Source organism: Streptococcus sp. GMD4S, assembly GCF_000296955.1.
In genome coordinates this window covers 1-929 of the sequence record NZ_AJRE01000295.1, presented here as the reverse complement: position 1 = coordinate 929, position 929 = coordinate 1, and the positions used below count along the sequence as shown (strand labels likewise).

The window sequence follows — 929 nt, the reverse complement described above, 5'->3', positions numbered from 1 at the left end:
TTAAGAATCTAAAAGTAACAGAAAAATTCCCTGACACATCCTTTACCTTATCTCCACCAGTTTTCTCTAGATATTTATCCAAGTTTTTTAAGGTGATTTTTGCTTTCCCACCTTGATCAGTACCATTTGAAGTCACTTCTGCTTCTCCAATAGTAACTTTTGTTGTCGGATCAATTAAATCCTGACTCCCTTCATAAACTGCCATAGGAGCAGGTATATCAAAGGTAAAATAATCTCCATTATTCAGATGTTCATTATACTGTTTGAGATCAAAGGTCACGCGAAGCTTATATGCTAAATTCGTACGAAGCGAGAAATCTCCTTCTGAACTCACATTTTGCTTAGTGTCTGAAGCATCTAATAGATCGATGCCTGTAATTACTTGTGTCAATTCTTTTGAAACAGGATTATCTGCTTTAACAATCCCTACCAAAACAGATGCTAGAGCTAAAATAGCAAAAGTTAACGCAGAAAATTTAGAAAGCATGTTTAACGCTTTGCTTTTCGACATTTCTTCTCCTCTTTTCTATATGAAATTTTTATTTCTAATCTCCCTAAGAGATTACATCATACTATTTTGACAACCCCTATCACTAACTAGAGTTTATCTGATATATTATAACATTTCAATACAATCTATTCAAGTATATTAACTTAAAAATACACGTATTTGCACCATTCTATAACCTAGCCATTCAATTTTGAACTATTTATATCGGTAAACTGATATAAATAGCTTAATATATATTATATCTACAATTAGGCCAATCTTTGATATTATAGTAAAAAGCCAGTCATTTTGACTGGCTTTCTTTTCATTCTAATTGAATCTTAGCTCAATGCGTCATCCATTGAAAGAACTTCGTGGAAGACACGTTGTGTCAATTCAGTTTTTTGTTCTGGAGTGAGGTATTTAGTGTTTACACAGT

1 protein-coding gene is annotated in these 929 nt (G+C 32.5%); it reads right to left on the bottom strand.

Annotation, left to right across the window (positions count from 1 at the left end):
- The coding region (locus GMD4S_RS09460; RefSeq protein ID WP_000045548.1) for an Ig-like domain-containing protein at window positions 1–511 on the bottom strand (511 nt) is incomplete at its 3' end.
- Between the last annotated feature and the right edge of the window lie 418 nt (window positions 512–929).